This window comes from Streptomyces sp. NPDC093071 (genome assembly GCF_044754545.1).
Taxonomy (GTDB): domain Bacteria; phylum Actinomycetota; class Actinomycetes; order Streptomycetales; family Streptomycetaceae; genus Streptomyces.
In genome coordinates, this window is the sequence record NZ_JBIVPH010000001.1 from 795804 (window position 1) to 821218 (window position 25415).

At 73.5% G+C, this 25415-nt stretch carries 24 protein-coding genes, 2 pseudogenes and 2 riboswitches; of the genes and pseudogenes, 9 read left to right on the plus strand and 17 right to left on the minus strand.

What is annotated here, in order from left to right:
- The first annotated feature begins 184 nt into the window (after window positions 1–184).
- Window positions 185–334, plus strand: a riboswitch (cobalamin riboswitch).
- Between the two features lie 186 nt (window positions 335–520).
- Window positions 521–2839: a 5-methyltetrahydropteroyltriglutamate--homocysteine S-methyltransferase gene (metE, locus tag ACIQD7_RS03285; RefSeq protein ID WP_402438954.1), complete on the plus strand. Its 2319-nt coding sequence runs from the start codon at window positions 521–523 to the stop codon at window positions 2837–2839.
- A 159-nt stretch (window positions 2840–2998) separates the two neighbouring features.
- Complete coding sequence (locus ACIQD7_RS03290; RefSeq protein WP_402439699.1) at window positions 2999–4285, plus strand: radical SAM protein; 1287 nt, start codon at window positions 2999–3001, stop codon at window positions 4283–4285.
- Here ACIQD7_RS03290 and ACIQD7_RS03295 read toward each other — a convergent pair.
- The 8 genes from ACIQD7_RS03295 to ACIQD7_RS03330 all read right to left on the minus strand — a co-directional run bounded on the left by ACIQD7_RS03295 (window position 4198) and on the right by ACIQD7_RS03330 (window position 11444).
- The gene (locus tag ACIQD7_RS03295; RefSeq protein ID WP_402438956.1) at window positions 4198–5082 is read right to left on the minus strand and encodes an ABC transporter ATP-binding protein; all 885 of its coding nucleotides are present in this window, start codon (window positions 5080–5082) and stop codon (window positions 4198–4200) included. The genes ACIQD7_RS03290 and ACIQD7_RS03295 overlap by 88 nt on opposite strands.
- Window positions 5079–6137 (minus strand): FecCD family ABC transporter permease, encoded by a 1059-nt coding sequence (locus ACIQD7_RS03300; protein WP_402438958.1) that lies wholly within the window; start codon window positions 6135–6137, stop codon window positions 5079–5081. Before ACIQD7_RS03300 ends, ACIQD7_RS03295 begins: the two co-directional genes overlap by 4 nt.
- Window positions 6134–7195 carry an ABC transporter substrate-binding protein gene (locus tag ACIQD7_RS03305; protein ID WP_402438961.1) on the minus strand — a complete coding sequence of 354 codons (1062 nt, stop codon included), beginning with the start codon at window positions 7193–7195 and terminating at the stop codon, window positions 6134–6136. The genes ACIQD7_RS03300 and ACIQD7_RS03305 overlap by 4 nt, the downstream gene beginning before the upstream one ends.
- Window positions 7196–7281: 86 nt before the next feature.
- A riboswitch (cobalamin riboswitch) is annotated at window positions 7282–7407 on the minus strand.
- 95 nt (window positions 7408–7502) lie between these two features.
- Entirely contained in the window at window positions 7503–7685 is a 183-nt protein-coding gene (locus ACIQD7_RS03310; protein WP_234323290.1) for a cold-shock protein, read from the minus strand.
- 289 nt (window positions 7686–7974) lie between these two features.
- Window positions 7975–8568, minus strand: coding sequence for a TetR family transcriptional regulator (locus ACIQD7_RS03315; protein WP_402438963.1), 594 nt, complete (start codon window positions 8566–8568; stop codon window positions 7975–7977).
- A 79-nt stretch (window positions 8569–8647) separates the two neighbouring features.
- A complete protein-coding gene (locus ACIQD7_RS03320; RefSeq protein ID WP_402438965.1) occupies window positions 8648–9412 on the minus strand; it encodes an SDR family NAD(P)-dependent oxidoreductase in 765 nt (254 codons plus the stop codon).
- 86 nt (window positions 9413–9498) lie between these two features.
- Complete coding sequence (locus ACIQD7_RS03325) at window positions 9499–10482, minus strand: NAD-dependent epimerase/dehydratase family protein (protein ID WP_402438967.1); 984 nt, start codon at window positions 10480–10482, stop codon at window positions 9499–9501.
- A 17-nt stretch (window positions 10483–10499) separates the two neighbouring features.
- Window positions 10500–11444 carry a ScbA/BarX family gamma-butyrolactone biosynthesis protein gene (locus ACIQD7_RS03330; protein WP_402438969.1) on the minus strand — a complete coding sequence of 315 codons (945 nt, stop codon included), beginning with the start codon at window positions 11442–11444 and terminating at the stop codon, window positions 10500–10502.
- Window positions 11445–11574: 130 nt separating this feature from the next.
- On the opposite strand from ACIQD7_RS03330, the gene ACIQD7_RS03335 reads away from it, so the two are divergent.
- The 4 genes from ACIQD7_RS03335 to ACIQD7_RS03350 all read left to right on the plus strand — a co-directional run bounded on the left by ACIQD7_RS03335 (window position 11575) and on the right by ACIQD7_RS03350 (window position 15351).
- Entirely contained in the window at window positions 11575–12258 is a 684-nt protein-coding gene (locus ACIQD7_RS03335; protein ID WP_121829402.1) for a ScbR family autoregulator-binding transcription factor, read from the plus strand.
- 124 nt (window positions 12259–12382) lie between these two features.
- Window positions 12383–13534 carry an acyl-CoA dehydrogenase family protein gene (locus ACIQD7_RS03340; protein ID WP_389668959.1) on the plus strand — a complete coding sequence of 384 codons (1152 nt, stop codon included), beginning with the start codon at window positions 12383–12385 and terminating at the stop codon, window positions 13532–13534.
- 36 nt (window positions 13535–13570) lie between these two features.
- Window positions 13571–14356 carry an electron transfer flavoprotein subunit beta/FixA family protein gene (locus tag ACIQD7_RS03345; protein WP_402438972.1) on the plus strand — a complete coding sequence of 262 codons (786 nt, stop codon included), beginning with the start codon at window positions 13571–13573 and terminating at the stop codon, window positions 14354–14356.
- Between the two features lie 38 nt (window positions 14357–14394).
- A complete protein-coding gene (locus ACIQD7_RS03350) occupies window positions 14395–15351 on the plus strand; it encodes an electron transfer flavoprotein subunit alpha/FixB family protein (protein WP_402438974.1) in 957 nt (318 codons plus the stop codon).
- Window positions 15352–15436: 85 nt separating this feature from the next.
- Here ACIQD7_RS03350 and ACIQD7_RS03355 read toward each other — a convergent pair whose 3' ends face one another.
- The 4 genes from ACIQD7_RS03355 to ACIQD7_RS03370 form a co-directional block, all read right to left on the minus strand.
- Window positions 15437–15823, minus strand: coding sequence for a zinc ribbon domain-containing protein (locus tag ACIQD7_RS03355; RefSeq protein ID WP_121829398.1), 387 nt, complete (start codon window positions 15821–15823; stop codon window positions 15437–15439).
- A gap of 185 nt (window positions 15824–16008) precedes the next feature.
- On the minus strand, window positions 16009–16716 hold the full coding sequence (locus ACIQD7_RS03360) for a TetR/AcrR family transcriptional regulator (RefSeq protein ID WP_402438976.1): 708 nt from the start codon (window positions 16714–16716) through the stop codon (window positions 16009–16011).
- Between the two features lie 88 nt (window positions 16717–16804).
- On the minus strand, window positions 16805–17566 hold the full coding sequence (locus ACIQD7_RS03365; protein WP_383405370.1) for an SDR family NAD(P)-dependent oxidoreductase: 762 nt from the start codon (window positions 17564–17566) through the stop codon (window positions 16805–16807).
- A 181-nt stretch (window positions 17567–17747) separates the two neighbouring features.
- Window positions 17748–18440 (minus strand): 2-phosphosulfolactate phosphatase, encoded by a 693-nt coding sequence (locus tag ACIQD7_RS03370; RefSeq protein WP_402438978.1) that lies wholly within the window; start codon window positions 18438–18440, stop codon window positions 17748–17750.
- A 296-nt stretch (window positions 18441–18736) separates the two neighbouring features.
- Here ACIQD7_RS03370 and ACIQD7_RS03375 point away from each other — a divergent pair, with 296 nt between their 5' ends.
- Window positions 18737–19492, plus strand: a complete 756-nt coding sequence (locus tag ACIQD7_RS03375) for a hypothetical protein (RefSeq protein ID WP_402438980.1) — start codon at window positions 18737–18739, stop codon at window positions 19490–19492.
- A gap of 288 nt (window positions 19493–19780) precedes the next feature.
- Complete coding sequence (locus ACIQD7_RS03380) at window positions 19781–20344, plus strand: dihydrofolate reductase family protein (protein ID WP_402438982.1); 564 nt, start codon at window positions 19781–19783, stop codon at window positions 20342–20344.
- A 50-nt stretch (window positions 20345–20394) separates the two neighbouring features.
- Here ACIQD7_RS03380 and ACIQD7_RS03385 read toward each other — a convergent pair.
- A pseudogene (locus tag ACIQD7_RS03385) lies at window positions 20395–20490 on the minus strand (peptidoglycan-binding protein); the annotation flags it as partial.
- A 122-nt stretch (window positions 20491–20612) separates the two neighbouring features.
- Between ACIQD7_RS03385 and ACIQD7_RS03390 the strand changes: the two are divergent.
- Window positions 20613–21173: pseudogene (locus ACIQD7_RS03390) on the plus strand (HAAS signaling domain-containing protein); the annotation flags it as partial.
- A 53-nt stretch (window positions 21174–21226) separates the two neighbouring features.
- Here ACIQD7_RS03390 and ACIQD7_RS03395 read toward each other — a convergent pair.
- From ACIQD7_RS03395 to ACIQD7_RS03410, 4 genes are all read right to left on the minus strand, one after another.
- Window positions 21227–21880 carry a hypothetical protein gene (locus ACIQD7_RS03395; RefSeq protein ID WP_402438983.1) on the minus strand — a complete coding sequence of 218 codons (654 nt, stop codon included), beginning with the start codon at window positions 21878–21880 and terminating at the stop codon, window positions 21227–21229.
- 144 nt (window positions 21881–22024) lie between these two features.
- On the minus strand, window positions 22025–22591 hold the full coding sequence (locus ACIQD7_RS03400; protein WP_402438985.1) for a GNAT family N-acetyltransferase: 567 nt from the start codon (window positions 22589–22591) through the stop codon (window positions 22025–22027).
- A gap of 71 nt (window positions 22592–22662) precedes the next feature.
- Window positions 22663–23601: a MerR family transcriptional regulator gene (locus ACIQD7_RS03405; protein ID WP_402438987.1), complete on the minus strand. Its 939-nt coding sequence runs from the start codon at window positions 23599–23601 to the stop codon at window positions 22663–22665.
- Window positions 23602–23738: 137 nt separating this feature from the next.
- Window positions 23739–24893 carry an acyl-CoA dehydrogenase family protein gene (locus ACIQD7_RS03410; RefSeq protein WP_121829388.1) on the minus strand — a complete coding sequence of 385 codons (1155 nt, stop codon included), beginning with the start codon at window positions 24891–24893 and terminating at the stop codon, window positions 23739–23741.
- Between the last annotated feature and the right edge of the window lie 522 nt (window positions 24894–25415).

The window sequence follows — 25415 nt, forward strand, 5'->3', positions numbered from 1 at the left end:
GCCCGCCGTGCCCGTATGCCCGTACGCCCACCCAGGCCCGTACGCCCATACGCCCACCCCGCCCGTTCACCCGTCCGTCTCACCTTCTCGTCCGAATGGCGAGATACCCGTCCCCGGTCCCGGAACGGACCCCGTAGGCTGGCCCGGCAGCTGGTTCGCCCCGTCCGCCAGGCGGGATGCGTCGTAAGAGGGAACCCGGTGGGAATCCGGGACTGCCCCGCAGCGGTGAGCGGGAACGACCGCCGTCATACGCACTGGGCCCGGGACGGGTCTGGGAAGCGACGGCCAGTAGGAACACCTCCTCGTGAGGACGTGCCCGCGAGTCCGAAGACCTGCCCGTTGCCCGCACGCGGACGATTCCGCGCGCGGACATCCCGGTGACCTCGAGGGCGGGTCGGCGCACATACCAGGCGGACGACCGCGCCCCGCCGCGCGTGCCCGTACCGCCCGGTCCGTCGCCCCTTCGCGCCCCCGTCCCGTCGCCGGGACCTCAGGGATTCATCTCGCGAAGGAGATCTCCGTGACCACGAAGTCCGCAGCCGCGGCAGCACGGGCCACCGTGTACGGCTACCCCCGTCAGGGCCGTGACCGGGAGCTGAAGAAGGCGATCGAGGGCTACTGGAAGGGCCGCGTCACCGCCGACGCCCTCCGGTCCACCGCCGCCGAACTGCGCCGAACGAACTGGAAGCAGCTGGCCGAGGGCGGCGTCCACGAGGTGCCGACCGGCGACTTCTCGTACTACGACCACGTCCTGGACACCACCGTCATGGTGGGCGCGATCCCCGCGCGGCACCGCGAGGCCGTCGCGGCCGACGCCCTGGACGGCTACTTCGCCATGGCGCGCGGCACGCAGGACGTCGCCCCGCTGGAGATGACGAAGTGGTTCGACACCAACTACCACTACCTGGTGCCGGAGCTGGGCCCCGACACCGTCTTCACCGCCGACTCCGCCAAGCAGGTCGCGGAGCTGGAGGAGGCCCTCGCCCTGGGGCTGACCGCCCGCCCGGTCCTGGTCGGGCCCGTCACCTACCTGCTGCTCGCCAAGCCCGCGCCGGGCGTGGCGGCCGACTTCGACCCGCTGACCCTGCTCGACCGGCTCCTGCCGGTGTACGCGGAGGTCCTCGCCGACCTGAGGGCGGCCGGTGCCGCGTGGGTGCAGCTCGACGAGCCCGCGCTGGTGCAGGACCGGACCCCGGCCGACCTGAACGCCGCCGCGCGCGCCTACCGCGACCTCGGCGCGCTCACCGACCGGCCGAAGCTGCTCGTCGCCTCGTACTTCGACCGGCTCGGCGACGCCCTGCCCGTCCTGGCCAAGGCCCCGGTCGAGGGCCTCGCGCTCGACTTCACCGGCCCGGCGGCGGCCAACCTGGACGCCCTGGCCGCCGTCGGCGGCCTGCCCGGCAAGCGGCTCGTCGCCGGGGTGGTCGACGGACGCAACATCTGGGTCAACGACCTGGAGAAGTCCCTGGCCGTCCTCGGCACCCTGCTCGGCCTCGCCGACCGGGTCGACGTCTCCACCTCCTGCTCCCTGCTCCACGTGCCGCTCGACGCCGCGGCCGAGAAGGACGTCGACCCGCAGATCCTGCGCTGGCTCTCCTTCGCGAAGCAGAAGACCATCGAGATCACGACGCTGGCCGAGGGCCTGTCCCGGGGCACCCACGCCATCGCGGGCGAGCTGGCCGCCAACCGCGCCGCCCTCGCCTCCCGCGCGAACTCCCCCCTCACCCGGAACCCGGCCGTGCGGGCCCGCACCGAGGCCGTCACCGACACCGACTCCCGGCGCTCGCGGCCGTACGCCGAGCGGGCCGCCGCCCAGCGCGCCCGCCTGGGCCTGCCGCTGCTCCCGACCACCACCATCGGCTCCTTCCCGCAGACCGACGAGCTCCGCACGGCACGCGCCGACCTGCGGGCGGGCCGGATCGACGCGGCCGGGTACGAGGAGCGCATCCGGACCGAGATCCGGGAGGTGGTCTCGTACCAGGAGAAGACCGGGGTCGACGTCCTGGTGCACGGCGAGCCCGAGCGCAACGACATGGTGCAGTACTTCGCCGAGCGGCTCGACGGCTACCTCGCCACCCGGCACGGCTGGGTCCAGTCGTACGGCACCCGCTACGTCCGTCCGCCGGTCCTCGCCGGGGACATCTCGCGGCCCGAGCCGATGACGGTGCGCTGGACCTCCTACGCCCAGTCCCTCACCGCCAAGCCCGTCAAGGGGATGCTGACCGGCCCGGTCACCATGCTCGCCTGGTCCTTCGTCCGCGACGACCAGCCGCTGGGCGAGACCGCCCGGCAGGTCGCCCTCGCCCTGCGCGACGAGGTGGGCGACCTGGAGGCGGCCGGCACCTCCGTCATCCAGGTGGACGAGCCGGCGCTCCGCGAGACCCTGCCGCTGCGGGCCGCCGACCGCCCGGCGTACCTGGCGTGGGCGACCGAGGCGTTCCGGCTGGCCACCAGCGGCGTACGACCGGACACCCAGGTCCACACCCACATGTGCTACGCCGAGTTCGGCGACATCGTCCGGGCCATCGACGACCTCGACGCCGACGTCATCAGCCTGGAGGCGGCCCGCTCCCACATGCAGGTGGCCCGCGAGCTCGCCGCCCACGGCTACCCGCGCGAGGCCGGGCCCGGCGTCTGGGACATCCACTCGCCCCGGGTGCCGAGCGCCGAGGAGTCCGCCGCCCTGCTGCGCACCGGCCTGGAGGCGATCCCGGCCGAGCGGCTGTGGGTCAACCCGGACTGCGGTCTGAAGACCCGCGCCTGGCCGGAGACCCGGGCCTCCCTGGAGAACCTGGTCGCCGCCGCCCGGACGGTCCGCGAGGAGCTGTCCGGCGCGTGACGGTGCGCGCCCCCGGGGCCGTGGCCGGGAACCCCGGCCGACGCCCCGGGGGTGTGCGCGCGTAGCGTGGGGTACACGTCGGCATCGCCCCTCACCTCCGGAGATCCGCCTGTGTCCAGCAGCGTCGCACCCACCCGTACGTCCGTCGTGGAGTCCCTCATGGAGCGCTTCCCCGGGATTCCCCGGGAGGCCGTGCTCAAGGAGGACCTGCTGCGCGGCGGGGTCGCCTTCGACCCCTCCGCCCTGTCCGGCAACGAGGGGGGCGAGGTGAAGCCGAAGTCGTACTTCATCTTCTCCTTCGACCACCGGACGCTGCCGGAGCTCGGGGAGGCGGCGCTGAACCGCCCGCCGGAGGAGATCGTGCTGACCGGCGGCCCGTACGGGCTGCGCCGCACGGTGGTGTCGGTGCGGGTGAACCCGTCCTCGCCGTACCGGGTCGCGCCGGACGAGGACGGGGCGCTCGCCCTCTTCCTGGACGGGGCGCGGATCGCGGACGTCGGCCTGCCGCCGATGCCGGAGTACTACCGGCACCCGCTGTCGAACGGCAAGTCCGTGATGGAGGTGGCGCCGACGATCCAGTGGGGCTACCTGATCTATCTGACGGTCTTCCGGGTGTGCCAGTACTTCGGCGCCAAGGAGGAGTGCCAGTACTGCGACATCAACCACAACTGGCGCCAGCACAAGGCGGCGGGCCGCCCGTACACCGGGGTGAAGCCGGTGGACGAGGTCCTGGAGGCGCTGGAGATCATCGACCGGCACGACACGGCCCGCTCCTCGACCGCGTACACCCTGACCGGCGGGGCCGTCACCTCGAAGGTCGGCGGGAAGGACGAGGCCGACTTCTACGGGCAGTACGCGCAGGCGATCGAGGAGCGCTTCCCCGGCCGCTGGATCGGCAAGGTCGTCGCGCAGGCCCTGCCCAAGGCGGACGTGCAGCGCTTCCACGACTACGGCATCCGGATCTACCACCCGAACTACGAGGTGTGGGACCGGCGCCTGTTCGAGCTGTACTGCCCCGGCAAGGAGCGCTACATCGGCCGGGACGAGTGGCACCGCCGGATCCTGGACTCGGCGGAGGTCTTCGGGCCGCGCAACGTCATCCCGAACTTCGTCGCCGGGGTCGAGATGGCGCGCCCCACGGGCTTCCTGACCGTGGACGAGGCCATCGCCTCGACCCGGGAGGGCCTGCGGTTCTTCATGTCGCGCGGGATCACGCCCCGGTTCACCACCTGGTGCCCGGAGCCGACGACGCCGCTGGGCCGGGAGAACCCGGACGGCGCCCCGCTGGAGTACCACCTGCGGCTCCTGGAGGCGTACACGGAGACGCTCCGGGACAACGGCCTGACCGCCCCGCCCGGCTACGGTCCGGCCGGTCCCGGGCGCGCGGTCTTCTCGGTCAGCTCCTTCATGGACGCGCTGGCGCCGGAGCCCGGCGAAGGGGAGTAGGACGGTCCGGCCGTCCCCAGGAAGCGGACGTGGGGGCGGCCGCCGGGCTCCGGGTGCGTCACGGCGGCCCGGACCCGGTAGACGTCCGTGATCAGCTCCTCGGTGAGCACCTCGTCCGGCGTGCCCGAGGCGACGACCCGGCCGCCGGAGAGGACCACGAGCCGCTCGCAGTACGCGGCCGCGAGGTTCAGGTCGTGCAGGGCGACGACGGCGGTCAGGCGCAGCCCGGAGACCAGCTCCATGAGGTCCAGCTGGTGCTGGACGTCGAGGTGGTTGGTGGGCTCGTCGAGGAGGAGTTCGCGCGGCTCCTGGGCGAGGGCGCGGGCGATCTGGACGCGCTGGCGCTCGCCGCCGGAGAGGGTCCGCCAGGGCTGGCGGGCGCGGTCGGCGAGCCCGGTGCGGGCGAGGGCGGAGCGGACGGCGGTCTCGTCGGCCGCCGAGGGCGGGGTCCAGGCCCTGCGGTGCGGGACGCGGCCGAGGCGCACGACGTCGAGGACGGTCAGGTCGGTCTGGGTGTCGGACTGCTGGTCGACCGTGGCGAGGCGCCGGGCGACGGTCCTGCGGCCGAGTCCGGCGAGCGGGTCGCCGTCGAGGGTGACGATCCCGGAGTCGGGGGCGAGGACTCCGGCGAGCAGGCGCAGGAGCGTGGACTTGCCGGAGCCGTTGGGGCCGAGGAGGCCGGTGACGGTGCCGGGGACCGGGGCGACGCTGACGCCGTCGAGGACGAGGGTGCCGCCGGCGGTGCGCGAGACCCGGTCGGCGCGCAGGCCTTCCGTCCCGGGGGCCGTCGGGGTCATCGCGTGCTCCTCGTGCTGCGCGTGCGGTAGAGGACCAGGACGAAGGCCGGGACGCCGATCAGCGAGGTGACCACGCCCACCGGGACCTCCTGGGGGTCGAGGACGGTCCGGGCGAGGGTGTCGGCCCAGACCAGGAAGACCGCTCCGGCCAGGGCGGTGACCGGCAGGAGCCGGGCGTGGCCGGGGCCGGTGAGCGCGCGGGCGGCGTGCGGCAGGACGAGCCCGACGAAGCCGACGGCCCCGGCGGCGGAGACCAGGGCGGCCGTCAGGAGGGCGGTGACGCACAGCAGGACGATCCGGGTCCGGGCGACGGCGACGCCGAGGGACGCGGCGGCCTCCTCGCCGAAGGCGAACGCGTCCAGGGTCCGCGCGTACCCGAGGCAGGTCGTCAGGGCCACCGCGAGGACCCCGAGGCACACCCACACGTCGGTCCAGCCGGCCCCGGCGAGCGAGCCGAGCAGCCAGAAGAGGACGCCCCGGGTGGTCTCCGCGTCGGCGGCCGTCATCACCACGAAGGAGGTGAGGGCGGAGAAGAGCTGCATGGCGGCGACGCCGGAGAGGACCACGCGGTCCGTGGAGCCGCCGAGGGTGTGGCTGAGCAGCAGCACCAGCGCGAAGGAGCAGACCGCGCCGAGGAACGCCCCGCCGGTGACGGAGAGGAGTCCTCCGCCGATCCCGAGGACGACGACCGCGACCGCGCCGGTCGAGGCGCCGGAGGAGACGCCCAGGACGAAGGGGTCGGCGAGCGGGTTGCGCAGCAGCGACTGCATCACCGCGCCGCACAGGGCGAGCCCGGCGCCGCAGACGGCGGCCAGGAGGGTACGGGGAAGGCGCAGGTCCCACACGATGCCGTCCCGGATCGGGGAGAGCGCCGGGGCGCCGCCCCCGAGGTGGGCGGCGACCGTCGCCCACACGTCGGCGACGCCGATGCGGGCCGGGCCGATGGTGATGGCCACGGCCACCGACGCGGCCAGGAGCGCGAGTCCGGCCGCCGTCCACAGCAGGGCCGCCGCTCCCGCGCGCACCGGGGACGGCTTGGCGGCGGTGGGCGTCACTGGGCGAGACCGTACGAGCGGAGCGCGGCCGCCACCTTCTCGACGGCCTCGACCGTGCGGATCGTGGGGTTGAGCGCCTGGCCGCTGAGCAGCACGTACCGCTTGTTCCTGACCGCCGTCATGCTGCGGGTGACCGGGTCGGACTCCAGGAACTCGATCTTCTTGGCGGCGCTCTCGGCCGACTGCGAGCGGCGGGTGAGGTCGCCGATGACGAGGACGTCGGGGTCGCGGTCGGCGACGGTCTCCCAGTTGATCTGGGGCCACTCCTCCTTGGTGTCGTCGAAGACGTTCTTCGCGCCCAGCTCGCGGGAGACGATGCCGGGGGCTCCGCAGCAGCCCGCCATGTAGGGCGCCTCGGCGTTGGCGAACCAGTAGAGGACCGTGGCGTCCTTGAAATCCCCGCCCGAAGCGGCCTTCGTCACGCGGGCCCTCAGCTCCGCGACGAGCTTCTCGCCGCGCTCCGGGACGGCGAAGATCCGGGCCAGGTCGCGGATCTCGCCGTAGACCGTCTCCATGGTGAGCGGCCGGACGCGGACGCCGTCCCCGTCGCCGCTGTTGTCCTTGCCGACGCAGTCGGTGGGCGAGAGGTACGTGGGGACGCCGAGCTCCTCGAACCGCTCGCGGGTCGCCACGCCGCCCTTGCCGAGGGTGTACGTGAAGGAGGCGGCGGCGAAGTCGGGCTCGGCGTCGAGGACCTTCTCGAAGGAGGGGTAGCGGTCGGCGAGGCGCGGGACCTTGGCGTTCTCCTTCTCCAGGCCCTTGAGGACGGGGTCCGTCCAGGTGCCGGTGCCCACCATGCGGTCGGCGAGGCCGAGGGAGAGCATGATCTCCGCCGCGCCCTGGTCGAGGGCGACGGCCCGCTCCGGCGCGCGCTCGACGCGGACGGGCCGTCCGCAGTTGTCGTCGAGGACGACGGGGTATCCCGTCTTCGCCTTCCCAGCGCCGCCGGCGGGCCGGTCGGGGGCGGGGGTGGTCACCGTGCCGCAGCCGGTCGCGGTCAGGAGCAGGACTCCGGCGAGGAACGGCACGGCGGAGCGGACGGGGTGTGCGAGCGGCACGGGGCTTCCTTCTGCGGCCACGGCTCATACGCGGAGCCTGTCGTACGGTGCTCCCCGGGCGCGCGTGTGCCGCCGGGGCCGCCAGCAGGTCTTCGGACTCGGGGTCGGCCGGACGGGGCGCCTTCCCGGGCCGTCGTCGCCGCCCAGTGGCCGATGCTCCGCCCGTCACCCTCACCGCTGCGCGTCAGTTCCGGTCTCGCACCGGATTCCCTGACCCGTGCACCCACCCGTTCGGGTGCGTACAAAGGTGCGACTGGCCTCGGCACAGTACCACCGGCCCGGGGGCGTGCCCCGGGGCGCGGGGGCGTCAGACGCGCAGCTCCTTGGCCTCGAAGCGGCCGTCCCCGAGGACCAGGACGAAGGAGACCTGCTGCCCCTCCGAGACGGTCCGGCTCTCGTCCTCGATGTCCTCCGCGCTGAACCAGACCTGGTCCTCGGAGCCGACGGGGACGACGAACCCGTATCCCCCGAGACGGTTGAAGGAATGCACGAATCCCTTGCTCCTGCCCTCCACGGCGGCCTCCTCCTCGGCGTCGGGGACGCGGGCGAGGGGTGTCCCGGCCGGGTCCGGCCGTGTCCGCGTCTCAGGGGAGGTGTACCCCGCCGGCCCGCGCTTCGCCCGTCGGGACCGGTCGGCGCCCGCCGGACCTCTTCGCCCGGCGGGGCGGGTGCGAGCACCCCCGGCGATCTCGTAGAATATTCAACAGAGGTCCGGTGCCGAAGATCCCCCGTGTTCGGCACCGGGCCTCGTCGTGCGTCCGGCGCGGGACGGGGCCGTCTCAGGCGCCGCCGGGGTAGGCGATCCTCGTGGTGATCCTGGCGATGCGCGCCGCCGTCTCCGAGGGGGAGGCCACCGGCTGGACGATGTGGCTGACGGTGAGCCGCACGACCGTCTCGACGGCGAGGCCGCGGGACTCCTCGTCCACGTCGGGCCAGGCCTCGGTCGCGTACGCGTCGAGCATCGCCATCGCCGTGCCGAAGACCGGCTCCGCGCGGGTGGTGAGGTAGGCGAGGAGGTCGTCCTCGCCGCCCCGCGCCGCGACCAGGACGCTCTTGATGAGCGGGTTGTCCACGGTCTGCTGGAGCGTGTAGCCGACGCCGGCCGCCGCGGCCGCCTCCAACTCCCCTCGATGCGCGTCGAGTTCGCGCTCGATGCCGATCAGGAAGCCCTCCAGCTCGCGCTGGACCAGGGCGTTGCCGATGGCCTCCTTCGCGCCGAACTCGTTGTAGAGGGTCTGGCGGCTGATGCCGGCGGCCCGTGCGATGGAGGTCATGCGCAGCCCGCTCCACCCCTCGGCGGCGACGAGGCGGTAGGCGGCGTCGAGCACCTGCTCGCGCAGCAGGGACCGGACGCTCTCGCGGAAACGTGTCATCGTGCCCCCACTTTATCCACCGGGAACCGCCCCGAGGAGGGGTGCGGAAGGGGTCTCCGACGCCCCTCCCCGCACGGGTTCAGAGCGCGGTGCCGCCTGTCACGTCCACGTACTGGCCGGTGATCCAGCGGGCGTCGTCGGAGGCGAGGAAGGCGACCACGTCCGCCACGTCGGCGGGGGTCCCGATCCGGTTGAAGACCGAGAGCGCGGCGAGGGCGGCGCTCGCCTCGGGCGTCGTCCGGCGCCGCGCGTTCATCTCCGTCGCGATGTAGCCGGGGGCCACGGTGTTGACCGTGATCCCCCGGGGCCCCAGCTCCTTGGCGAGGGCGAGGGTCATCGTGTCGAGGGCCCCCTTGGTCATGGCGTACGTGACGGAGTCCGGGAAGGCGTGCCGGGTCACCGCCGAGGAGATGTTGACGATCCGGCCGCCGTCGCGCAGCCGGTCCAGGCCCCGCTGGATGAGGAAGAGCGGGGCCTTGACGTTGATCGCGAACAGTCGGTCGAAGACCTCGGGGGTGAGCTGGTGGATGCGGCCGGAGCCGCTCGCGCCCGCGTTGTTGACGAGGACGTCGAACCCCGGCCCCTCGCCCCGCTCCGCGAGGCCCGCGTCCAGGGCGGCGTAGAAGACGTCGACGGCGTCCGGCTCCGCCAGGTCCGCGCGGAACGGGAAGGCCCGGCCGCCCTCGCGCTCGACGGCCGCCACCGTCTCGCGGGCGGCCTCCTCGTCGCTGCCGTAGTGCACGGCGACCAGGGCTCCGTCCCGGGCGAGCCGCTGGGCGATGCCCCTTCCGATGCCCCGGCTCGCCCCGGTGACGATCGCGGTTCTGCCGGCCAGTGCGGACATGTCGGTGGTGCCTTCTCTCGGTGCGTTGTCCGGTGTGTTCGGTGCGTTCGGTGCGTCGGCTTCGCCCGGCTCGGGGCCGGGGCCGGTCAGGAGGGCCGGCGTCCGGCCGCCGGGGCCGGGTCGAGCGTATGCCGGTACCACTCCAGGTGGTCCACGACCCCCTCGGCGAAGCCCGGCCCGGGGTCGACGGCCAGCTCCCGCCAGGGCCGGTCGTCGGCGAACCAGTGGTCGGCGGCGAGCATGTCGAGGTGGTGGACGGCGAAGGGGTGGGCCGCCAGGAGGGCGCGCGCCTCCGCGAGGCCGAGGGCCGGTCCCCGGCGCGGTCCGGCCCTGTGGGCGAGCAGCTCCTCCCCCACCGCGAGCAGCTCGCCTGCGGGCACCGGATCGGGGTGGTTCACGTGGTACGGGCCGGGCCGGGTGTGCGGCGAGAGGGCCGCGGCGAGCAGGACCCGGGCCAGGCTTCCCACCTCGATCAGGGAGTGCAGCGAGGTGGCGTCGCGCAGCGGGCCGGGCAGCGCGCCGAGGAGCTTGACGAGGCCGGGCAGCAGCTGCCGGTCCCCGGTCCCGTAGACGAGGTGGGGGCGCAGGACGGTCCCGCCGGCCTCCATGACGTGCCGGTCGCCCGCCGCGCGGGTGCCGCTGGTGGCCGAGACCGGGGCGATCGGCAGGGTGCCGGGGGCGGCGGCGCGGAAGGGGCCGCGGCCGTGGACGGAGGCCGTGCTCAGGGCGACGATCCTGGTCACCCCGGCGCGTACGGCCGCGTCGACCAGGGCCCGGGTGCCCTCGTCGTTGACGGCGCGGGCCGTCTCCGCGTCGCCGCCGATCAGGGAGGCGCAGTGGATCAGGACGTCCGCCCCCTCGCAGGCCCGGCGCAGGGAGCCGGGGTCCCGGAGGTCGCCGGGGACGGTCTCGACCGGCGGGGCGGTGCCTTCCTGTCCGGCGGGCGGCGGGGCCAGCGGGCCGCGGGCGAGCAGGCGTACGTGTCCGGCCTCGGGCGTCGTCGCGGCGGCGGCCGCCACCCGGCCGCCGACGAACCCGGACGCGCCGGTGACGAGGATGCGGGGAGCCATCGTTGCCGTCCGGCCGCTCAGCCCGCGAGCCGGACGCCGGGGCCCGCCGCCACGAGCTCCCGGCACGGGGAGGTGAGCGTGCAGCGGAAGACCGGGCCGCCGTCCTGGTGGCCGGTGACGCGGACGGTGGTCGCCCCCGGGCCGGGGGCGGGCACGACCTCGGCCTCGATCCAGCAGGGGACGTCGAGTTCCACGTAGCGCGAGAAGGACAGCTCCGTGGCGACGGGGAGGTAGGCGGTGCTGCCGGTCTCCAGCATGGCCGCCTGCCGGGCGGCTTCGAGCAGGAGCATCCCGGGGACGTGGTCGTTCGGGCGGCGGAAGAGCGTGGGGTGGGCGGTGTTGATCCGCAGCTGCCACCGGCCGGGGCGGTCGCCGGGGCCCAGGACGACGTCCTTGGCGTCCTCGCGGCCGACCAGGTGCGGGGCCACCGCCGGTATGAGGGGGACCGGGCGGCCGAGGGCGGCCATGCGCTCGCCCCGCATCCTGCGGTAGGCCGGTGCCGAGGTGCAGCGGATCGTGCCGCCGCCGGTCGAGATCCGGCGGCCCTCCCGGCTCAGGACGACGTCGACGCGCAGGTTCCGCACCCGGCCCGCGCGCCCGTCGTAGCCGGGGAAGGAGAGGTCGGCGGTGAGGGCGAGGGGGGCGCCGTCGAGGGCGAGCGCCTCGGGGTCGGCGGTGTAATACAGGTCCCACATGACGAACTGATCGTCCACGGGTACCCCGAGCCCGGCGTGAACCACGAGCATGGTGGCCTGACGCATCGTCTCGGCCACCAGGACCGGGTCGTGCCGGTCCCCTGCCGCCGGGGAGAAGAAGGGATGCGAGGCAGGCCAGCGGGCGGAGACGGAGAAGCGGTCCTCCCGTGACCGCGTCCAGCCCGTGGGGATGATGTCGGCCGGGTCGTCCCGGTGGACGAACTCCCCGGGGACGGGTGCCGTCACTCCTCGGCGGTGCTGTTCCATCGCTCCCCCTCGCACTTCCTGCACACCCCGGACGGCAAATCCGTCCGGCGTAGGGTACGTAGAGCGCGGTTTTCTTTTCAATGCTTCATGTCACACGTTGAGCACAGACAGCGAGACAGCGGGAGGCGCCTTGGCGCAGCAAGCGCGTGCAATCCGGACCCGGCGGACGATTCTGGAGTCGGCCGCGGCCGTTTTCGCCGAGCGCGGCTACGAGCGGACGACCATCGGGGAGATCCTGGTGCGCGCCGGGGTGACCAAGGGGGCGCTGTATTTCCACTTCGCCTCCAAGGAGGAGCTGGCCCTCGGCGTGCTCGACGCCCAGATGCTCGACGAGCCGCTGACCCCGCAGGACGTCAAGGTGCAGGAGCTGGTCGACCAGGGCTTCCTGCTGGCCCACCGGCTGCAGCGCGACCCCCTGGTGCGGGCGAGCGTCGCGCTGGCGCTGGACAGCGGTGCCACGGGGATCGACCGGGCCGCCCCCTTCCGGGCCTGGATCGACCAGGTGTCGGAGGCCCTGATGGTGGCCAAGGCGCAGGGGGAGATCCTCGTCCACGTGGACGTGACGGACACGGCCGAGCTCTTCTCCGGCGCTTTCGCCGGAATCCAGACGATGTCCCAGATCCTGTGCGACCGGAATGACCTCACCCATCGCGTTCTGGTCCTGCTCCGGCACGTCATGCCGACGATATGCACTCCGGCGGTGTTGATCCGCCTGGAAATGACTGAGAGCCGCGCACGGCGACTGGCCGCCGAATACGACGCGAGCCGGCTCCGGCACAACGAGGAGAACCTCGCGGAAAGCGCCCACCCGTAGGCCGGCCGCACGGCCCGCGCAGCGCCCCGACGCGTCACGCGTCGGGGCGCTCTGGCGTTTGTGGCACTGAGTGTGCTTTGCTGAGGGTACTCAGTGCCACAAGCGTCTAGGGGAGCTCCACATCATGGGCAAGGACTTCGACCTTTACCGTCCTTCGGAGGAGCACGACATGCTCCGGGAGTCGGTGCGTGCGCTGGCGGAGGCGAAGATCGCCCCGTTCGCGGCTGCGGTGGACGAGGAGGGTCGCTTCCCGCAGGAGGCCCTGGACGCCCTGGTCGCCAACGACCTGCACGCGGTGCACGTGCCGGAGACGTACGGCGGCGCGGGCGCGGACGCGCTGGCGACCGTGATCGTGATCGAGGAGGTCGCCCGGGTCTGCGGCTCGTCCTCGCTGATCCCCGCGGTCAACAAGCTGGGCTCGCTGCCGGTGATCCTGTCCGGCTCGGAGGAGCTGAAGGCCAGGTTCCTCGGCCCGCTGGCCAAGGGCGACGCGATGTTCTCCTACGCCCTCTCGGAGCCGGACGCCGGTTCGGACGCGGCCGGGATGAAGACCCGCGCGGTCCGCGACGGCGACTTCTGGGTCCTCAACGGCGTGAAGCGCTGGATCACGAACGCCGGGGTGTCCCAGTACTACACGGTGATGGCCGTCACCGACCCGGAGAAGCGCTCCAAGGGCATCAGCGCGTTCGTGGTGGACAAGGACGACGAGGGCGTCTCCTTCGGCGCGCCGGAGAAGAAACTCGGCATCAAGGGCTCGCCGACCCGCGAGGTCTACCTCGACAACGTGCGCATCCCCGCCGACCGGATGATCGGCGCCGAGGGCACCGGCTTCGCCACCGCGATGAAGACCCTGGACCACACCCGCATCACCATCGCCGCCCAGGCGATCGGCATCGCCCAGGGCGCCCTGGACTACGCCAAGGGCTACGTCAAGGAGCGCAAGCAGTTCGGCAAGCCGATCGCCGACTTCCAGGGCGTGCAGTTCATGCTCGCCGACATGGCCATGAAGCTGGAGGCGGCCCGCCAGCTCACCTACGCGGCCGCCGCCAAGAGCGAGCGCGTCGACGGCGACCTGACCTTCTTCGGCGCGGCGGCGAAGTGCTTCGCCTCCGACGTCGCCATGGAGGTCACCACCGACGCCGTCCAGCTCCTGGGCGGTTACGGCTACACCCGTGACTACCCGGTCGAGCGCATGATGCGCGACGCCAAGATCACCCAGATCTACGAGGGCACCAACCAGGTCCAGCGCATCGTCATGGCCCGCAACCTCCCGTAACCACCAGACCGTTGACCCGTTGAAAGGAGACAGGCCGTGACCCTCAAGATCGCTGTCTGTGTGAAGTACGTCCCCGACGCGACCGGCGACCGCGGTTTCGCCGACGACCTGACGACCGACCGCGAGGCCGTCGACGGTCTGCTCTCGGAGCTGGACGAGTACGCGGTCGAGCAGGCCCTGCAGATCGCGGAGGAGGCCGACGACGCCGAGGTCACCGTCGTGACCGTGGGCCCGGACGACGCCAAGGACGCGCTGCGCAAGGCGCTGTCGATGGGCGCCGACAAGGCCGTCCACGTCAACGACGAGTCCATTCACGGCTCGGACGTCTTCGCCACCTCCGCGATCCTCGCCAAGGCCCTGGAGAAGACCGGCTTCGACCTGGTCGTCTGCGGCATGGCCTCGACGGACGGCGCCATGGGCGTGCTGCCCGCGCTGCTCGCCGAGCGGCTGAACCTGCCGCAGGTCACCCTGCTCTCCGAGGTCTCCGTCGAGGACGGCACCGTGAAGGGACGCCGGGACGGCGACGCCGCCACCGAGCTCCTGGAGGCCCCGCTGCCGGCCGTCGTGTCGGTCACCGACCAGTCCGGCGAGGCCCGTTACCCCTCCTTCAAGGGGATCATGGCCGCCAAGAAGAAGCCGGTCGAGGAGCTGGACCTGGACGACCTGGACGTCGACGCCGACGAGGTCGGCCTCGCCGGGTCCTGGACCCTGGTCGACTCCGCGACCCCGCGTCCGGCCCGCACCCAGGGCACGATCGTCACGGACGAGGGCGACGGCGGCAAGCAGCTCGCCGCCTTCCTCGCCGCCCAGAAGTTCATCTGACCCGCCCCGGCCAGACACCCACACAGGAGCAACGAATCATGGCTGAGATCCTGGTTCTCGTGGACCACGCCGACGGTGCGGTCCGCAAGCCGGCCCTCGAACTGCTGACTCTGGCCCGCCGCATCGGCGAGCCCTCGGCGGTCGTCCTCGGCGCCGGCGAGGCCGCGGCCTCGATCGCCGCCACCGCCGGCGAGTACGGCGCGGCCACCGTGTACGTGGCGGACGCCGCCGAGTTCGCCGACCAGCTGGTCGTGCCGAAGGTCGACGCGCTCACCCAGCTCGCGCAGGAGAAGGGGGCGGCGGCCGTCCTGGTGACCTCCTCCGGCGAGGGCAAGGAGATCGCGGCCCGCGTCGCGCTCCGCCTCGGCTCCGGTCTGATCACCGACGCCGTGGAGCTGGAGGCCGGCGAGAACGGCCCGGTCGCCACCCAGTCCGTCTTCGCCGCCTCGTACCAGGTCAAGTCGACGGTCTCGAAGGGCGTGCCGGTCGTCACCGTCAAGCCGAACTCGGCCGCCCCGGAGGCCGCTCCGGCCGCCGGCACCGTCGAGAACGTCTCGGTCGCCTTCACGGGCAACGCGGCGAAGGTCGTCTCGCGCACCCCGCGCGTCTCCACCGGCCGTCCCGAGCTGACCGAGTCCGCGATCGTGGTCTCCGGCGGCCGCGGCGTCGGCGCGGCCGAGGGCTTCGGGGTCGTCGAGAAGCTGGCCGACTCGCTCGGCGCGGCCGTCGGCGCCTCCCGCGCGGCCGTGGACGCCGGCTGGTACCCGCACGCCAACCAGGTCGGCCAGACCGGCAAGCAGGTCTCGCCGCAGCTGTACGTCGCGGCGGGCATCTCCGGCGCGATCCAGCACCGGGCCGGGATGCAGACGTCGAAGACGATCGTCGCGGTCAACAAGGACCCGGAGGCCCCGATCTTCGACCTCGTGGACTACGGCGTGGTCGGCGACCTCTTCGAGGTGCTGCCGCAGCTGACGGACGAGATCGGTCCCCGCTGACCTTCCGGCACCGGAAAGGGGCGGGTGGGTGGCACTCTGTGCCACCCACCCGCCCCTTTCGCCTGACGCGGGACCGGGGCCCCGCTCACATCCAGCCGTCGAGCGGGACCTCTTCGCAGAGCCGGACGACCGGCCGGCGGCCGGAGACGCCGACGTTCGAGGAGAGCTTGACCCGGACCCCGGGGCGCACCGCGTGCGGCGGTCCGTCGACCCGGCAGCGGACCACGAAGCCCTCCGTCATGTGCACCGGCCAGAGGTCGGCGTCGGCCGCGGCGACCCCGCGCCGTACGGAGATCACGCCCTCGCCCCCGCTGAGTTCGGGCGCGAGGTCGGTCGACCCGCAGGTCGGACAGAGCAGTCGCTGGAACGTGGTGGTGTGGCACCAGCGGCAGCGCTGGAAGTAGAGCTCGGAGTCGGGGTCCGACTCGTCGGCCTGGACGGCGGTCCCGCTCCTCAGTCCCGTGTGGAACACGATGCCTTCTCCTTGCACTCGGCGGCTCGACCGTGCATGGAGCAAAGATATGGCACTGAGTGCCATCAAATAAAGACCTGAGTTCCCTCAATTGGAGATACTGAGATCCCCGGGCCCCTTCGGACGCCGCTCCGACGCCGTCCAGGCGCTGTCAGGGCACCGTCCGGTCGCCGTCCGGGCGTCTCTCAGTCCTCGCCGAGGCTCGACTCCACCTCGCGCACCACGCGCCACATCGGGGTGGAGCGCTTGGTGATGACCACGACGACGTCCTCCGCCTCCTCGGCCGGGAGGTCGACGGCCGGGGCCGGGCTCCAGGTGGCGCGCACGAACTCCAGGGCCTCGTCCACCGCCGCCAGCGGGTCGCCCTCGCCGCCCGAGCGCAGCCAGTGGCGCAGGGCGTGGTTGTGGGCGGCGACCACGGCCGCCGCGACCACGTTGGCGCGCAGGGTGCCGTCCCTGCGGTCGGCCCAGCGGGTGCGCAGGTAGTCGCCGAGGGTCTTCTCGTACCGCCAGACCACCGACAGCTCGTACGTGCGGAGCCCGGCCACCTCGCGGGTGAGCCGGTAGCGCTGCACGGAGAAGGTGGGGTTCTCAGCGTACATCCGCATGACGAGCCGGGCGGCGCCGCAGACCCGGGCGATCGGGTCGTCGGAGTCCGCGCTCGCGGCGAGGAAGCGGGTCATGTCGTCGAGGCAGTGCTCGTGGTCGGGGAAGACCACGTCCTCCTTCGACGGGAAGTACCGGAAGAAGGACCGCCGGCCGACGCCCGCGAGCGTCACGATGTCGTCGACGGTGGTCTGCTCGTAGCCCCGCTCCAGGAAGAGCTGGAAGGCCGCGGCGATGAGGGAGTCCCGCATCACGGGCTTCGTTGAGTTCGTCGACGCTGTTCCCATGCGTCGAAACTAGCATCGGAAACGCATCCGCGCGGCACTGGGTGCCGGACGAATCCGGCACCCAGTGCTTTTCCGAGGGTACGGAGGCTCAGCGGGCGGACATCCGGAGCGCGCCGTCCATGCGGATCGTCTCGCCGTTGAGGTAGTCGTGCTCGGCGATCATCGTGACCAGCCGGGCGTACTCCTCCGGGCGGGCGAGGCGCTGCGGGAAGGTGACGCTCGCGGCGAGACCGGCCCGGACGTCCTCGGTGAACCCGGCCATCATCGGGGTGTCGACGATGCCGGGGGCCACGGTGACGACCCGGATGCCGAACTGCGCCAGGTCGCGGGCGGCGGTTACGGTCATGCCGGCGACGCCCGCCTTGGAGGCGGCGTACGCGATCTGGCCGACCTGGCCCTCGAAGGCGGCGATCGAGGCGGTGTTGACGACGAGGCCGCGCTGTCCGTGCTCGTCGGGCTCGTGCCGGGCGATGGCCTCGGCGGCGAGCCGCGTCACGTTGAAGGTGCCGATCAGGTTGACGTTCACGACGGCCCGGAACAGGTCGAGGTCGTGCGGGCCCTTGCGGCCCAGGATCCGGGCGGAGGGGGCGATGCCGGCGCAGTTCACGGCGAGCCGCAGCTCGGCGCCGTCGGCGTCGATCTCCGCGAGGGCGGCGCGGACCTGCTCCTCGTCGGTGACGTCGGCGGCGAGCAGCCGGACGCCCTCGGGCAGGGTCCCGGCGGCGGCCACGGCCTTGTCCAGGTCCAGGCCGTAGACGGTGGCGCCCCGGGCGGCGAGCGCGGCGGCGGTGGCGGCACCGAGGCCGGAGGCGGCGCCGGTGACGAGAGCGGCGGAGCCTGCGATGTCCATGGAACTCCTCGTTCGTGTCGTGCGGGGGCGACCCTGCCGCCGGGATGGCCGCCGGATCGGGCGCGTGCCCGCGGAGGACCGCGCGGTCCGCGCGATCTGCGCCGCCCACCATAGAACCGCGTGCGAGGCCCCCGGAAGCGGAGGCGGGGGCCGCGCCTCCGGGGCCGGGGGTCCGGAGCGGTCAGCCCGCGGCCGCCGGGGGCACGGCGTACGGCCGGAGGGTCATGAGGGAGTCCTCCACGGAGGCCACCATGGCGAAGGGGAAGCGGTCGAGTTCGAGGCAGAGCGCGACGTCGTCGGGGTGGGCCCCTTCGCGCACGCCCTCCCTCAACTCGGCGGCGGCGCGCGACTCCTCGGCGCGGCGGAGGAACCCGGCCGCGTCCGTCCCGGCCCCGGCGGCCCGCCCCGCGATGTACCGGGCGCACGCCAGGTCCTCCTCGGCGCGCCCGTCCTCGCCGGTCACCACGAACGTGACCCGGTCGCACCCGCGCGCCCGCAGCAGCCGGGCCGTCGCCTCCGCCACCACGAAGCCCGCGCACAGCACCAGCGACGCGTCCTTGACCGCGAGGGCGCCGACGGTCCCCGCCGTGGTCTTCTGCACGACGGTCCGCCCGCCGAGGTCGGCGGACCGCAGCAGGCCCGGCGAGTTGACGGCGTCGAAGCCGGGCGCGGGCGGGCCGTCCTTGAGCGCCACCCAGTCCGGGTGCCGGGCCTTCAGCGCCAGGGCCTCCTCCAGGGAACCGGCGAGGACGATCCGCTCCGCTCCCCGGCCGAAGGCCCAGGCGGCCACGGTGAAGGCGCGCATGACGTCGACCACGACGGCCGTGGAAGGGACTTCGGCCGGCTCGGGGATCCCGAGGAAACGAGCATCCATCCCGTCATGATCACGTACGACCGGCCTCCGGCGCCCGGGCAGTGGCGGGCGTCACACCCGCGGTAACGGCCGCGGCGGGGGCGTTGGCGCGACGGCAGCGGGACGTGAGCAGCGCCCGGCAGGCTGGGGACGACCATCGTGGCCGGCGCGCGCCGGCCACGGCCGGCAGACCGCGGGGGACCGCCGTGCGTGCCGGACACCGGCCCGGGGCACCGGCGCGGCCGCCTCGCCTTCCGTACCGGGCGCCCGACCACGCCCGGACGGCCGGGGCGCGCGAGAAGGAGCAGGTAGCGGAAGTGCTCACCAAGCGGGTGACGGTGACCGTCCACGCGTCCGATCCGCTCAGCCGGGCCGGACTGATCAGCCACTTGCGGCACCAGCCGTCCCTCGACGTCCTCCCGGAGCGGGCGGAGGACGGGCACGGCGGGCCGGAAGGAGCCCCGGAGAAGCGGGACGCCCCCGCCGTCGCCGTGCTGCTCGCGGACCGGATCGACGAGTCCACCACGGCCGAGCTGCGGCGCCTGCTGCGCGGCCGGGACCAGCGGGTCGTGCTCGTCGCGGGCGAACTGCGCGAGCCGGACCTGCTGTCGGTGGTCGAGTACGGGGTGCGCGCCATCATCTGGCGCCACCAGGCCACCGAACAGCGCCTGTTGAGCGCCGTGCACAGCGCGGCGCGCGGCGAGGGGGAACTGCCGCCGGACCTGGTCAGCCGGCTCCTCAACCAGGTGGGCCGGCTCCGGCGGGCGACCCCCGCTGGGCACCGGACGCCGGGCTGCCCGCCATGGACGCGCCGAACGGGAGGGCGGGCGGCGGCCTGTGGCGGCGCGGACTCGGCCCGCCGGGCGACGACTTCGATCCGGACGTGTTCTCACCTCCGCGTACCGCCTCGGCGAGGACCAGATCCGCCGGGCGGCCCGTTCGGCGTGTGCCCTCGCCGCGTTCGAGAGGTCCGCGCCGCCCTTCGCGTACGTGCGGCACGATGTCCGGCCGGTCTCCGCGCCGCTGCTCGACAGCCGCGCGCGGCGGATCCGGCCCGCCGTCGGCTTCGCTGATCCGGTGCTCCCCCGAGGAACCGTTGGGGATGCTGCGCGAGCCGATCGGGCGGGCCCGCGACCGGGGGCGGGTGGCGGCTGCGGACCGGCGGTGGGCGCGGCGTCGTCGCGCTGTTCGCCGGCGAGCCGGGCACCGGAAAGACACTCGGCGCCGAGGTGGTGCCGGGCGGAGGGCTGCCCCGGGCGCCGTGACGACCGGGAAGCTCCCGCGCGTCGCGCCGGGCCCCGCGGCGCCCGGCGGCCGTACTGTCGAACCCGTCACCGGGGGACGGCCGAGGAGGACTTCCGATGCGCAGCGTGACCTATTCGATGAACGTCTCGCTCGACGGCTACATCGTCGGACCGGACGGCGGCTTCGACTGGACGGAACCCGACGAGGAGGTCTTCCGCTTCTGGATCGACCAGATGCGGGGGGTCGACGTCCACCTGCTGGGCCGGCGGCTGTACGAGACGATGCTGTACTGGGAGACCGCCGAGCAGGACCCGGCGCTCGACGACGCGTCGCGCGAGTGGATCTCGCTCTGGAACCCGCTCCCGAAGGTGGTGTTCTCCACCACCCTGTCGACCGTACGGGGCAACGCCCGCCTGGCCTCCGGCAGCCCGGCGGAGGAGATCGAACGGCTGCGGTCCGCACCGGGCGACGGCGAGATCGCGATCGGCGGCGCGACCCTCGCCGCCCAGGCGGCCGAGGCGGACCTGATCGACGAGTACCGGGCCGTGATCTCTCCGGTCCTGGTCGGCGGCGGCATCCCGTTCTTCCCCCGCGACGAACGCCGGGTGGACCTCGAACTCGTCGAGACCCGCACCTTCGGCGCGAGGTTCGTCTACCTCCGCCACCGCGTGGTGCGCTAGCCGGGTCGTCCACGACGAGGTGGGGCAGTGCGCCACGGGCCCCGCCCCGGTCACATGACGCTGCCGCCGCGCATCATGTGGAGCGTGGCCTTGTCGAGGACGCCGGTGACGGGGAGGCCGACGGCCTCCTGGTAGAGGCGGACGTACCGCTCGACGTTGTCGTTGCAGCGGCTGGGGACCGTCTTCTTGGTGGTGAAGCAGTCGGCGCCCTGGCGGGCGTAGGCGCGGTCCCGGTCGAGGCCCTTGGCGCTGTGCTCACGGTTGTGGGTCCACCGTCGAGCGCGAGGCCTCCGCCCTCCCCGCCGACCGGCGCGGGGAACTGCTCGCGGACCTCGCCGAACACATCGAGGTGACGCGCACCGAACGCCCGGACACCCCGATCGGGGAGATCCTCGCGGAGCTGGGGGATCCCCGTACGATCGCGGCGACGGCGCTGGCCGAGACGGAGAACGGGGCGGCCCGGGGACCGGCCGGGAGCGGGGCGGGCGCGCCCGTCCGGCGCGGCAAGGTGCACCCGCTGGTCCCGCTCCTGACGATGACGCTCTCGCTGCCCTTCATCATGGTCTTCCCCGACCAGCCCGGGCCGCTGTTCGGCGTCCTGTTCCGGATCGTCGGCGCGGTGCTCCTCTGCACCTCGGTGCACTGGACCGCCACCCGGAAGACCACCGGGGTCCTGCTCGCCGCCGTCCTGCCGAGCGTCGTCATCGCCACGGCGAACCTGTCCGACGGCGGCCCGTCGGCCGGTGTCCCGACCCTCCTGGCCAACCTGGCGGCGCTCGCCCTGATGGCCGGCACGGCGGCATGGCTCTGGCGGAACCGCCGCGCCTGAGCGGGACCGGGCCTCGCGCGCGCAGCGCCGCCGAAGGCGCCCGGCCCGGTCGATCAGGCCTTGGCGGCCGGGGCGCCGGGGTCGCAGGAGAGGTGGGCCGCCGTCAGGGCCGGCTCCCCCTCCTTCGCGCCCTCGATCGGCGTGGAGCATTCCAGGAGGCCGGAGCCGTCGACGACCCAACTGGTCGCCCGGCCGGTCACCGGCTTCCCGGCCCCGCAGGCGTACCGGAAGTCGGCGGTGACCTGCTCCACCCAGGCGTACCGCACGACGGTCCCGACGCCGTCGATGGTGGTGGTACCGCCGCCGAGGTTCTGCGCGGGCCGGTGGACGTCGGCGAATGCGGTGCTCACACCGTCGTCATCGGCCTCCGCCACCCCGATGCGAACGGTCAGCGCCTGGAGGACGGCCTTCGCCTCGACCGCCCGCGCCCCCTTCTCGAAGGTGACGGCGACGCGCGGCGTGTGCAGGCGCGTCAGCGCGTGCGTGAGCGCGGCACCCTTCCTCTCGACCTTCTCCTTCTCGGCGACCCCGGTCAGCACGTCCCGCTTGTCCACGTTGAACCACGAGTAGACACCGCCCTCGCAGACGGCGTCGGCCGTGGGCGTGGCCTTGGCGGTCGCCCCGCCACCGCCCGAAGTGCAGGCAGCCGTCCCCGCCGGCACCGCGACAACCGCGCACGCCGACAGCAACGTCTCTTTGATCTTCATGCTTCCCCCCGGAACCACTGGTCAGATGGTGCGGCCGATCTTCCCCGGCCGAACACCCACCGGACAAGGGACTTGAGCCACCCCTGAGGTCGGGTCCGCACCCGGGTCAGACGGCCCCCGGCACCGAAGCCGCCCGAAAGGATCTCAGGCGTCTGCGCGCCGTATGTGCAGGTGGCCGTCGCGGGGGAAGGAGGGCGGCGCCGCGGGCAGGACGGTGTCGAAGTCGTAGCGGCACTTCTGCGCGACCCGGCACGATGCCAGGTTGTCCACCTGGTGCAGGAGTTCGAGACGCTCCAGCCCGTCGGCTTCGAAGGTGTCGAAGGCCCAGTCGGTGAGTGCTTCCAGAGCGCGGGAGGCCACTCCCCGCCCGCGAGCGTGCGCCGCGGTCCAGTAGCCCACTTCGGCCACCGGTCGGCCGGGGGCGACCTCCTTGAGGACCACGTTGCCCACCAACTGATCGCGCACCGAAGCGGGTTGCGTCTCAAGTACGGCGAAGCCGAACCGTTCCCCCGCCGCCCAGCCCCGCTGCTGGGCCCGCACCCACCGTGCCCCGTCGGCATCGTCGTCCACGGCGGAGTTCACCCACCGACGCAATGCGGGATCCCGGCTCACCTCGACCAATGCGGCGACGTCCTCCATGCTCCAGGGACGAAGAACAAGAGCGGGAAAGGCCGGTGTGGCGGCCACCCGAAGGACGACGGGGGCACTCAACCGATGAGAGGGGACGGTGTTTTCACCCGACACCGGCCGCGCCCGGTCCGCGTCGCCCTGCGACCGCCCCGTCATCGCCGCGTCCGGACGCGCAGAGCCCGGACGGACCAGTCGAACACCGGGGCCAGACTCTCCGGGGCCGGCCAGCCGTTGACCACGGCGAGCAGCCGGAGGTACCGCTCCCTGCGGGGGTCGTTCACGCTCTCCAGCCGCGTCACCAGCCGACGGCGGAGTTCGGCGTCGTCGGGGCGGCCGAGGAGACGCGCGTAGTGCGCCGTGAACGCCGCGACGATCGGATCGGCCCGGGGCGAGGCCGGATCGATGCCGGCGGCCAGGGCCGGGCCGGCCTGGTCACGGACGGCCACGGCGACGTCGCGGTGCGGGCCCGTCACGCCGCCGCGAGCCTGCTCGGCCGCCTGGTCCTCGACCGTCCGCCGCATCGCGGCGCGGAAGGACGGGTCCAGGGACATCTCGGCCAACTCCACCCACGCCCGGACCTGTTCCCCCTCCGGGCTGTCGGGCAGTTCGGGGGTCATCGAGCGCATGACCCCCGCGAATGCGGGGGCGGCGTCGAGGCCGCCGAAGACGGCATCGAGGAAATCACCGGTCAGACGCCGGCGTTCGTCCTCGGAGAGCTGGGCCAGTCGGTGCATGAGTTCCATCTCCTCGGGTGTGGACCCGCGCTCGGCCACCGCCATCAGCACCGCGCGCCGCAGGCGCAGGACGCGGATCTGCACCGCCAGCGCTTCGGCGTGCGCCGCGGCGACCCCGGGAAGCGAGAGCTCGCGGTCCACGACCTTGCGGACCGTCGGGAGGTCCAGCCCCAGCTCGCGCAAGGTCCGCACCAGGTCCAGACGCGCGACCGCGTCGACGTCGTACAGGCGGTAGCCCGCCGGGCTGCGGTCCGTCGGCGCCACGATTCCGCGATCGGAGTAGAACCGGATGGTCTTGACCGTGAGACCCGTCCGCCGGGCAAGCTCGCCGATCGAGTAGAGCGCGTCGTCGTCCATGCCCCCACCTTCGCGTCTCCCCTTACTGGAGACTCAAGCCCCTTCCACCGCCGGCGGGCAACCACTCCTCATCCACTCCACGAGTCCCGACAGTTCCCCGCCGTCGACGGCATCCCGCCCGCCCCGGCGTTGCCCCGCTACTTCTCCGCGAGCGCGAGCCCCCGGCTGATCACCAGCCGCTGGATCTGGTTCGTGCCCTCGAAGATCTGCATGATCTTGGCCTCGCGCATGTAGCGCTCCACCGGGAAGTCCCGGGTGTAGCCGTAGCCGCCGAGGACCTGGACCGCGTCCGTGGTGACCTTCATGGCCGTGTCGGTGGCGATGAGCTTGGCCGCGCTGGCCTGGCGGCTGAAGGGGCGGCCGAGGTCGCGGCGGCGGGCCGCGTCCAGGTAGGTGGCGCGGGCCGCGTCGACGGCGGCGGCCATGTCGGCGAGGAGGAAGCCAAGGCCCTGGTGGTCGACGATCCGGCGGCCGAAGGTGGTGCGCTCGTTGGCGTAGGCGACGGCGGTGTCCAGGGCGGCCTGGGCGAGGCCCGTGGCACAGGCGGCGATGCCGAGGCGGCCGTTGTCGAGGGCGCTGAAGGCGATCTGGAGGCCCTGGCCCTCCTTGCCGACGAGCCGGTCCTCCTCCAGGAGGGCCCCGTCCCAGTAGGCGGCAGTGGTGGGGACCGCCTGGAGCCCCATCTTGCGCTCCGGCGCGCCGAAGGTGAGGCCCTCGGTGGCGCCGGGCGCCAGGAAGCAGGAGACGCCGTGGCTGCCCGGGGCCGTACGGGCGAAGAGCGCGTAGAAGCCGGCCCGGCCGCCGTGGGTGATCCAGGCCTTGGTGCCGGTGACCCGGTACCCGCCGCCGTCCTCCTGCCGCTCCGCCTTGCAGCTGAGGGCCGCCGCGTCGGAGCCGGCCTGCGGCTCGGAGAGGCTGTAGCCGCCGATGGTCCGGCCCTCCAGCATCGCGGGCAGCCAGCGCTCCTTCTGCTCCCGCGTGCCGAAGGCGTGCAGGGGGTGGCAGGCCAGGGTGTGGACGCTGGTGGCGACGGCCACGGCCGCCCAGCGCGCGGCCAGTTCCTCCAGGACCTGGAGGTAGACCTCGTACGGCTGGCCCCCGCCGCCGTACTCCTCGGGGTACGCGAGGCCCAGCAGCCCCGCCTCGCCGAGGGTCTCGAAGAGCCCTTCGGGATAGGTCTCGGCGGCCTCGTGCTCGTCCACCCGCGGGGAGAGCTCCTTGTCGGCGATCTCCCGGGTGAGGGCGATGAGGTCCGCGGCTTCGGGGGTGGGAAGCAGGCGGTCGACATCCATGGCGACTCCAGCGGCGCGCAAAGTGGTACTGAGGAGGGTACTCCAGTACCGGTCAGAGTAGCGCAGACGGAGGCGGCCGCAACCCCTGGAGCGACGGACCCGCGCCGGGCGCGGGGCCGGGGCGATCCGGCACCGCCCGGGCCCGGAACACGAACCCCACGGGCGGGGAGCGGTGGCGGCCCCGCGCCGCCCGGACCCAGCGCGGGCCGGACCGACCGCGCGGGGACGGGACGGGAACGGCCCGGCGCCGTCCGGACCCGCAGCAGGAGCGCACGAACATGGAACGGAAGGCGCACCCGGGGCCAGGGAGGCCGCACGGGCACGGGACAGAGACAGGGACAGGGACAGGGACAGGGACAGCCCAGCACCGCTCGGACCTGCAACACGAGCCGCACGAACACGAAGCAGAAGCCGCCCGGGGCCGGGTCGGCCGTACGGGCACAGGACCCGGGCCGGCCGTACAGGCACAGGACGAAAACGGCCCCGCACCGCCCCGACCCGCAGCGCGAGCCACACGAGCAC